The organism is Catenulispora pinisilvae (assembly GCF_015356865.1).
GTDB classification, from domain to species: domain Bacteria; phylum Actinomycetota; class Actinomycetes; order Streptomycetales; family Catenulisporaceae; genus Catenulispora; species Catenulispora pinisilvae.
The window spans coordinates 1-8,707 of the sequence record NZ_JAAFZA010000343.1; the positions used below are offsets into that span (position 1 = coordinate 1).

9 protein-coding genes are annotated in these 8,707 nt (G+C 70.2%); 5 read left to right on the forward strand and 4 right to left on the reverse strand.

Going from position 1 to position 8,707, the window contains the following annotated elements:
- The first annotated feature begins 459 nt into the window (after positions 1 to 459).
- Both IZR01_RS45855 and IZR01_RS45860 read left to right on the forward strand, forming a co-directional pair.
- Entirely contained in the window at positions 460 to 1,320 is an 861-nt protein-coding gene (locus tag IZR01_RS45855; protein WP_194927493.1) for a C40 family peptidase, read from the forward strand.
- 78 nt (positions 1,321 to 1,398) lie between these two features.
- Entirely contained in the window at positions 1,399 to 2,199 is an 801-nt protein-coding gene (locus IZR01_RS45860) for a class I SAM-dependent methyltransferase (RefSeq protein WP_194927494.1), read from the forward strand.
- Between the two features lie 31 nt (positions 2,200 to 2,230).
- Here the strand turns inward: IZR01_RS45860 and IZR01_RS45865 are convergent, their stop codons facing one another.
- The 3 genes from IZR01_RS45865 to IZR01_RS45875 form a co-directional block, all read right to left on the reverse strand.
- A complete protein-coding gene (locus tag IZR01_RS45865; RefSeq protein ID WP_228555957.1) occupies positions 2,231 to 3,103 on the reverse strand; it encodes a family 1 encapsulin nanocompartment shell protein in 873 nt (290 codons plus the stop codon).
- Positions 3,104 to 3,107: 4 nt separating this feature from the next.
- On the reverse strand, positions 3,108 to 4,208 hold the full coding sequence (locus IZR01_RS45870) for a Dyp-type peroxidase (protein WP_194927495.1): 1,101 nt from the start codon (positions 4,206 to 4,208) through the stop codon (positions 3,108 to 3,110).
- Positions 4,209 to 4,357: 149 nt separating this feature from the next.
- A complete protein-coding gene (locus tag IZR01_RS45875; RefSeq protein WP_194927496.1) occupies positions 4,358 to 5,065 on the reverse strand; it encodes a DUF4232 domain-containing protein in 708 nt (235 codons plus the stop codon).
- Between the two features lie 132 nt (positions 5,066 to 5,197).
- Here IZR01_RS45875 and bioB point away from each other — a divergent pair, with 132 nt between their 5' ends.
- From bioB to IZR01_RS45890, 3 genes are all read left to right on the forward strand, one after another.
- Entirely contained in the window at positions 5,198 to 6,301 is a 1,104-nt protein-coding gene (gene bioB / locus IZR01_RS45880) for a biotin synthase BioB (protein ID WP_438939727.1), read from the forward strand.
- A 145-nt stretch (positions 6,302 to 6,446) separates the two neighbouring features.
- On the forward strand, positions 6,447 to 6,653 hold the full coding sequence (locus IZR01_RS45885) for a hypothetical protein (RefSeq protein WP_194898983.1): 207 nt from the start codon (positions 6,447 to 6,449) through the stop codon (positions 6,651 to 6,653).
- 167 nt (positions 6,654 to 6,820) lie between these two features.
- Positions 6,821 to 7,687 (forward strand): LLM class F420-dependent oxidoreductase, encoded by an 867-nt coding sequence (locus IZR01_RS45890; RefSeq protein WP_194898989.1) that lies wholly within the window; start codon positions 6,821 to 6,823, stop codon positions 7,685 to 7,687.
- A gap of 99 nt (positions 7,688 to 7,786) precedes the next feature.
- On the opposite strand, the gene IZR01_RS45895 is transcribed toward IZR01_RS45890, so the two are convergent.
- Positions 7,787 to 8,272, reverse strand: coding sequence for a hypothetical protein (locus IZR01_RS45895; RefSeq protein ID WP_194927498.1), 486 nt, complete (start codon positions 8,270 to 8,272; stop codon positions 7,787 to 7,789).
- Positions 8,273 to 8,707 lie beyond the last annotated feature (435 nt).

Sequence of the window (8,707 nt, forward strand, 5' to 3'; positions counted from 1 at the left end):
GTGGGGGAACCGTCCGGCGGCGGGGGCGCGCGGACGGCCGGGATCGGCGACGAAGCCGATCCCGGGCAGGGCAGGGGAGCAGGGGGATACCTCGCCGCCGGACTCGGGGCCGGCCGGCGCGGCAGTCAAGTAGGCAAGGACACGGGCCGGTGGGGGCCGGCCCGTGCGGAGGGTGGCAGGAAGGGTGGCAGGACCTCGCCGCCCCACCGACGGTCACGGGGCCGTGCGGCGGGGCGGCTTCGTCTTGCGCGGGCCGGGTCTCGCCAGAACCGGCCTTGTCCGGGTACTGGTTCGCCAGCGCGTTCGGTCACCCTTACCCGCGCCTTCCGCCCAGGTGGTGAGTCCGGGCACTGCTCCGTCCAGGGGCGCGCGGGCATGGAGCCTGATCCGGGGCGGTAAGACGATCTTCGGATCTTCGCAGGAATCTGCCCTGCTCCGGAACAGAGGGAAGTGAACGGGATGCAATGTCATAAACCCGGGCACCGTGCCCCCGCACGGTGCGTCTCGGCACTGCTGGCAGCCGGTGCGCTGCTGGCCACCGCCGCCGATCACCTCGGCGGGTCGCCCGAGCGGCCCGCGATCCAGGCGGCGGCGCTGGGGACACCGACGGCTCTGAGCCCGGCCCCCATGTCGGCTCTGCTCGCCGCCGGAAGCGTTCGGCCGGTCGAGTACGCGCTCTCACGCACCCAGGTGGGAGCGCCATCGCCACAGACCCGGAGCGCTCAGCCGAAGCCGGCGGCCAAGCCCGCCAAGCTGGTCAAGGGCAAGCCCGCGCCGAAGGCCGCCCACCCCAAGGCCAGCCACCCCAAGGCGACTCATCCCAAGGCGGCGCACCCGAAGGTCACGCACCCCAAGAAGACCGCGCACCCGAAGTCGACCTCGAAGACCCGCGCGGTCACCCGCGGCCGCCCGGCCCCGGACCGGCGCACCAACGCCTACCTGCTGGCCCACCTGCCCCCGGCCAAGAACCCCAAGGCGGCCAAGGCGGTCCACGAGGCGCTGTCCCTGCTCGGCGTCCCCTACCGCTGGGGCGGCACCACCCGCGCGGGCTTCGACTGCTCCGGGTTCACCCAGCACGTCTGGGCGGCGGCCGGTGTCAAGATCCCGCGCACCGTCCGGGACCAGGCCCGCGCCGGGACGCAGATCCCGCTGAGCAAGGCCGAGCCGGGCGACCTCGTGGTCTTCTATCCCACGCAGCACCACGTCGGCATCTACGTCGGCAACGGTCTGGTGATCGACTCGCCGCACAGCGGGACCACGGTCCGCCCCGACCCGGTGCGCTCGATGCCGGTCTCGGTCGTGGTCCGGGTGCGCGCCTGAGCGACCGGCGGCCGCGCTTCCCGCCTCGGCGACGGGGTACGTCGCCGAGGCGAGCGCGGGTCCAGCACAATGGCCGCCATGAGTACCGCCGTGGACCGCGCCTACCGTGACCTGAGCCCGCTGGACGTCAGGATCCAGACCCATCGCCGCTACAGCGAGGCCGACCATGACGTCGAAGCCGACGTCCTCGCCGCGGCCGCCGTCACCGCCGACGACCGGCTGCTCGACGTCGGCCCGGGCACCGGCACCTTCCTGGCCCGGCTGTCCGCCGCCGGCCACACCGCAGCGCTGACCGCCCTGGACTTCTCCGCCGAATCCGCCGCGACCTGCGACCGCATCCCGGGCGTCCACGGTCTGCGCGGCGACGCCGGGCATCCGCCGTTCGCCGCCGCGGCGTTCGACGTCGTCACCGCCCGGCACATGCTCTACCACCTCGACGACCCGGCCGGTGCCGTCGTCCAGGCCCGTCGCGTGCTGCGTGAAGGCGGCCGGTTCGCCGCCGTCGTCAACCGCGAAGAGTCCTATCCATTGATGAAAGCCGTGCGGCACGAGGTGCTGACCCGGCACGGCATCACCATCCCGCCGACGCCGGACGAGCGGGTCCACGGCGGCAACCTGCCGGATCTGGTCGCCCACGGCTTCGGCGCCGACGCCGTCCGGATCCTGCGACGCGACAACGCCCTGGTCTTCCCCGATCCGGAACCGGTCGTCGCCTACCTGCGCTCCACGCTCACCCTGCTCGGCGTGCCCGAGGACGCCGCCCTGCGTGCCGCCATCACCGCAGACCTCGACGAAACAACTCGCGCCAGATTCCGCACCCTGCCGGGTGGGATCTGGCGCGAGCCGAAGGGCTACGTCGTCGTCACCGCGATCGCTTAGTCGTTCTAGTCGTCTTAGTCGTTCTTAGTGGTCACCGCGACCGCTTAGCGGACTTGCTCGCCTTGCCTTCCTTGCCGGGGCCCGAAGCGGCGCCGGTCCCGGCGGGGGTGGCTCCCAGCGGCACCGCGGCCTCGGCGGTGTAGGGCAGGAACGTGAACGACTGCGTGAAATACAGCCGCACCTTGTCGGCGGTGTGCGACTCGTACCCGATCGACAGGTCCTGCCCGAGCTGGAGCTGGTAGTCGCCGCCGCGGGCGGACAGCAGCACGCCGCCGGTGATCGCCGGGGCCCAGATCACGTCGCCGTCGATCAGCCGGGCCACGTGCTCGGCGACCGGGTAGCCGTGGTCCACCGCGTCGGACAGCGCCTGGTAGGCGTCGGCGCCGAGCACCAGGTGGTAGGGCCCTTCGACACCGGCCAGCTTCAGCTGGGTGGCCATCCGGGCCACGGTGGTCGGGTAGTCCACCGGGTCCGCCGGCAGCGGCATCGCCGCGTTGCTGGCGAACGGCCGCAGGCCGGTGATCCCGGCCGCGGCGTAGCCGTCGGCGATGGCCCGGTCCTCGGTGAACGCGGCGATCTTGGCCGCGTCCTTCACCGGCTGCCAGTCGCTGTCCTGCGCGCCGCGCTCCACGTCGTCGATGTCGGTCCGGTCCAGTTCGAACGGGATCCGCACCTCGACCAGCGGCCTGGCGCTGCGCAGCCGGGCCTGCACGCCGTCGTGCGGGGCGGCGATGGGCGCGGTGTGGCCGTCGCCGACGGCCGCCAGCTCGGTGCCGTCCGGGCCGCTGACGTCCACCACGCGCCGGAAGGCCAGGTAGCGCAGCACGGTGCGGCGCGCCTCCTCCTCGATCTGCTCCCAGGCGGCGTCGCTGACCGGGGCGAGGTCGCGGTGCAGGTTGTTCATGTCTTCAGCTCCTCAGGCTTCCGATGCCCAGCGAACCGTCACTGGTGCGGGGCTTGGCCGGTGTCGTGGGGGCGGTCGGGGTGTCGTGGTCACTGTTGTCGTTATTGCCGTCGCTACTGCCGTCGTTGTCGGCAGCGGCCCCGGCGATGCCTTGACCGGGTGCCGGCGGCGGGTCGTCCAGGAATCCGGTCGGCGGCACGAAGAACAGCCCGCCGGTGACCGCCGTCGAGAAGTCCAGGATCCGGTCCCGGTTACCCGCCTCGTCGCCGATGAACATGTTCCGCAGCATCTGCTCGGTGGTCTCCGGGGTGGCGCAGTACCCGATGAAGTAGGTGCCCACCTCACCCTCGCGGAACGATCCGAACGGCATGTTGGCCCGCAGGATGTCCTGCTCCTCGCCGTCCGGCCCGACGATCGTGTTGCGGGACACGTGCGAGGTCTTGGGCAGCGCGGCGTCCGGCAGCTGCACGTTCCCGGTCTTGGTGCGCCCGATCACCAGCGCCTGCTCGTGGTCGGACAGCGCGTTCCACGCCGAGATGTCGTGCAGGTACTTCTGCACGATGACATAACTGCCACCGACGAACTCCGGGTCGCGCTCGGCGTCGACCAGCGCCGCCGCCACCGCTTCCACGCCCTCGGGATTCTCCGTGCCGTCGACGAAGCCCAGCAGGTCGCGGCGGTCGTAGTAGCGGAAGCCGTGCACCTCGTCCACGACCTTCACCGCGCCGCCGAGGCGGGTCAGGAAGTTCGCGGCGAAGTCGTAGCAGACGTCCATGTGCTGGGCCCGCAGATGCAGCAGCAGGTCACCGGGCGTGGAGGGCGCCGAGTGCTGCGGGCCGTCCAGGGCGATGAACGTATGCAGCTCAGCCGGCCGGGGCCCGTCGAACAGCCGGTCCCACACCTGCGAGCCGAACCCCGTGACGCACGCCAGCTCCGCCTCCGGGTGCCCGAAGCCCACGGCGCGCGCGTAGGCGCTCAGGTCGGGGACGGCCTCCCGGACCGCGTCCTCGCCACCGTCCTCGACGGTCAACACCAGGAACATCGCCGCCGAGGTCAGGGGACTGACCACCGGCTGCGCGGCGTCGGCGGGGGAAAGCTTCGGCATCAGGCAGGTCTCCTCGCGGCTCGGGCGTCGCAACCATCCCGACCGTAACAGCCGCCCGAGGCCGGCGCCTGTCGAGCAGCGAGGAGACTCGCCGTGGGTCCAAGTAGGCCCAACTAGGCCCAACTAGGTCCGACTAGGTCCACTGGGCGTCAGGAACTGGCCGCGGTCTGCAGGTCGCTCTGCCAGTAGGTGACGAACGCGGAGCTGTCGATGTAGTCCGCGCTCGCGGGCATCGCCACCGTGGTCGGCCGGCCCACGCCGCCGCCGTCGGGGCTGCTGGACTCCAGCGTCAGCGTCAGGGACGGGACGTTCTTGCCGTTCTTGCCCGACCCGTCAGCGGCGTTCGTCATCACGCCCGCGTAGGCGGTGGCACCGGGGGACAGCAGGATCGTCGGCTGCGCCGGCTTGGAGGTGTCCAGCGGCGTGATGATGGAGTTCTGGTCGGGGGTGATGCGCAGTTCCGGGTACTGGTTCAGGTGGCACGGCAGCTGCGAGGTGTTCTTCGCCGAGATCATGACGTGGTTGATCGGCTCCCGCAGCGGCGCGATGCTCAGGCTCAGCATGTCCGCCGAACAGTCGTGCGGCCCGCCGGCGCCGACCGTGGTGGGCTTCGCCGACTCCGAAGACGACCCGGCCGTCGAAGGGCTGGCACCGCCGTCCACGGTCCCCGAGGACGAAGTCGTCGCGGCGGCCGCGCCGGTCGTGACGGTCGTGGTGGCGACCGGCGGGGTGGTGCCCGCCGCCTTCGAGGACTTCGAAGAACTGCAACCGGCGGTCAGGGCGACCGCTGTCAGCGAGACGGCGACGGCCGCGCCCAGCCGTATGCCGATCCGGTGGCTCGAATCAGAGATGCTCATTGCCAGCAGCTTGCCATGTCGCTGTTCGCCCTCTGAAGCGGGCCCTGCAATTTTCTGCACCGGACCCCACAACGTTTACTGCGCGATCCTGTGGCGGCCATCGATCACCCGGGCCGCGTCGGCCACGCCACGATGAGGGTCATGACAACCCAGCCCGCTGTGCCCGCTTCCCTTGACGCCCTGCTGTCCGACCTGGTCGGCGCTGCCTTGGAGCGGCGGCCGCCGACCCGGGAGCAGGCGCTGGCACTTCTGGCCGGCGACGACGCGGACGTCCTGGACGTCGTCGCGGCCGCCGGGCGGGTACGCCGGGCCTTCTTCGGCCGCCGGGTGAAGCTCAACTACCTGGTCAACATGAAGTCCGGGCTGTGTCCGGAGGACTGTTTCTACTGTTCACAGCGGCTCGGCAGCGAGGCGGAGATCCTGAAGTACTCGTGGATCAAAACCGATGAGGCTTCCGAGCTGGCCGCCAAGGCGGTCGGGGCCGGCGCCAAGCGGGTCTGCCTGGTGGCTTCCGGGCGGGGGCCGTCGGATCGTGACGTCGAGCGGGTCGCGGACACGGTGGCCGCGATCAAGGGCGGTACGCCCGACGTCGAGGTCTGCGTCTGCCTGGGACTGCTCAAGGACGGGCAGGCCGCGCGGCTGGCCGAGGCCGGGGCCGATGCCTACAACCACAATCTGAACACCGCGCAGGAGAAGTACGCCGACATCTGCACGACGCACACGTTCGCCGACCGGGTGGACACGCTGCGGGAGGCCAGTGCCGCCGGGCTGTCGCCGTGCTCTGGTGCCATTTTCGGGATGGGGGAGAGCGACGAGGACGTGGTCTCCGTTGCTTTCGCGCTGCGCGAGTTGGATCCGGACTCGGTGCCGGTGAACTTCCTCATTCCGTTCGAGGGGACACCGCTGGGTTCGCGGTGGGACCTGACTCCGGCGCGGTGTCTGCGGATCCTGGCGCTGTTCCGGTTCGTGTTCCCGGATGTGGAGGTGCGGCTGGCCGGCGGGCGGGAGATCCATCTGCGGAGCATGCAGCCGCTGGCGTTGCACCTGGCGAACGCGATCTTCCTCGGCGACTATCTGACCAGCGAGGGTGCGGCCGGGGCGGATGATCTGGCGATGATCGCGGATGCCGGGTTCAGCGTCGAGGGGCGGTCGGAGGCCACGTTGCCGACGGCTCGTGGTGAGCAGGTGGCGCTGCGGCGGCGGGGTGCTGGGACGGGTACGCCGGCTAATACGTGACGGCCGCTGTTGTGCGCTATGACTTGTGCGCTATGACTTGTCCGTTACGCCTTGCGGTCGCGGTCTTGCGGCCACGGTCTTGCGGCCACGCCCCCGATCGGGCCGGGGGAGTGGCGGGATCGGGCTTGGTGCCTAACGTGGAAATATGACTACCAAGTGGGGCATTACCGCATTGCTCGTCGGAAGCTATCTGCTGGCCTTGGGGATCGCCGGGATCAACGCCAATTCCGGCGGCGTGGTGGCGGTCTTCGCGGTGGTGCTGGTGCTCGGGTTCGTGGTGACCGGCTGGTCGGCGGTGCTGCCGTGGGACGCCGGGCAGGCCCGGCAGACGGACCTTGAGCCAAGCCTTTGACAGGTTTCGAGCATTGTCCGGGCTCGGCGGGGCAGCGCCGAGGCGCGTTGATGTCGGAGACTGACATCTTCGGTACGGCGGAGTAGCGTCGTGCGCGAGCGCCGCCCGTGCGTGCCGCGGCCGGGCTCTGTTCTGACTTTCTGATTTTCCTGGTGAGGAGCAAGACGATGGAACTCGGGCTGCACATCCCCAACTTCACCTACCCCGGCGGCCCCGCCACCCTGGCCGACGACCTGACGCGGGTCGCGGTCACCGCCGAGGAGGTCGGCTTCGCCCGGGTGAGCGTGATGGACCACCTGTTCCAGATCGGCAACGTCGGCCCGGTCGAGCTGGACATGCTGGAGGCCTACACCACCCTGGGCTTCCTGGCGGCCCGGACCGAAAAGGTGCAGCTCCTGGCCTGGGTCACGGCCGTCACCTACCGTGAGCCGGGACTGCTGGCCAAGGCCGTGTCGACCCTGGACGTGCTGTCCAAGGGCCGCGCCTGGCTCGGCATCGGCGCCGCCTGGAACGGCGAGGAGGCCGCCGGCCTCGGGCTGCTCTTCCCGAGCACCGCCGAGCGCTTCGAGCGTCTGGAGGAGGCCCTCCAGATCTGCCAGCAGATGTGGAGCGACAGCGACGCCCCGTACGAGGGCAAGCACTACCACCTGGCCCGCACCCTGAACTCCCCGCAGCCGCTGCGCACCCCGCCGATCCTGATCGGCGGCGGCGGTGAGAAGAAGACGCTGCGGCTGGTGGCGAAGTACGCGCAGGCGTGCAACCTGTTCGCCAGCCCGGAGCTGGAGCACAAGCTGGAGGTGCTGCGCGGCCACTGCGAGACCGAGGGGCGCGACTACGACAGCATCGAGAAGACGGTGATGATGCCCTTCAACATCGGCGAGAAGGGCGAGAACATCCCCGCGGTGCTGGAGCAGCTGCGGGGCTTCGCGGCGCTCGGCGTGTCGGAGGTGCACGGGAGTCTTCAGGACGTGTGGCAGACCGAGCGGCTGGAGTTGATCGGGCGGGAGCTTATCCCGGCTGTCGCGGAGCTCTGATGTGAGTTGCTTAGCCCGGCCCGGTTCTGCTGGCTTCGAGCCGGCGGGGCTGGGCTTTGCTGTACGCCGGTATGCCTGTATTGCTATATGCCTGTACGCCTATATGGCTGCTATACGTGCGGCGCCGGGGTGGCCGAGGGCGATGGCCAGCGCTCGGGACTGTTCCGCGGTGATTCCGTGGGCCAGCGGAATGCGGCGCGGGCTGTACTCGGAGGTGCAGACGGGGATGAGGCTGTCCGCGGTCACGGTCCAGCTCGGTTCGAACATCAGGTCATCGCGGCCGGTCCCCATCAGTTCCTGCGCGAGGCAGAGGAGCAGGCGCTGGTCAGGATCGGTCAGCCCTTGGCTGTGCGACGCGTCCGGCGGCACATCCGCGGCGATCGCGGTGGGCTCGGTCCAGGACAGGCCGGGTCCCGCGGACTCGGGACCGTACTGATCGGCGGCGCCGAGCTGCTCGGTGTTGGCTGAGAGGTCACCCGGCGTCGACAGGAGATGGGCCAGCCAGAACGCCGGCTCGGCGGCCAGGTCTTCGGCCGCGACCAGCTCGGTGTCTTGGTACTCGGGGATCTCCACGGTCTGACTCACAGGGGGAGGGTGCCGGGGTGTGGGGCGCAAGATAACTGGCCCCTAGAATTACTAAGCCTTGAGCTGCGGACTTGCTGCGAGCCGCCTCCAACAAACCGCACAGCAAGGCAGCCGGACCCCAGCTGAAGAACTCGCCGAGCTGCGATCAGCGCTCGCTAGTGCGGTGGCCGGATTGGTTCACCGGGTTGGTGGTGTGGTCACCTGTTGGACGAGAGTCGGGTGCGGAGTCCGCCGGTCGTGTACGGGGTTTAAAGGCGTTGTTGAGAAATCGGCAGATTTCGGCCAAATGTTCTCGCGCACGCGGCGGTGGGCGGGCAGGCGGCCGAAATCCGCCGGTTTCTCAACAACATGTGTACTCACCCCGAGAACGAACAACCCAGGCGCCAACCCCCGACGCCGGGACCAGAACCACCGCAGCGCCCGCACCCAAGCCGG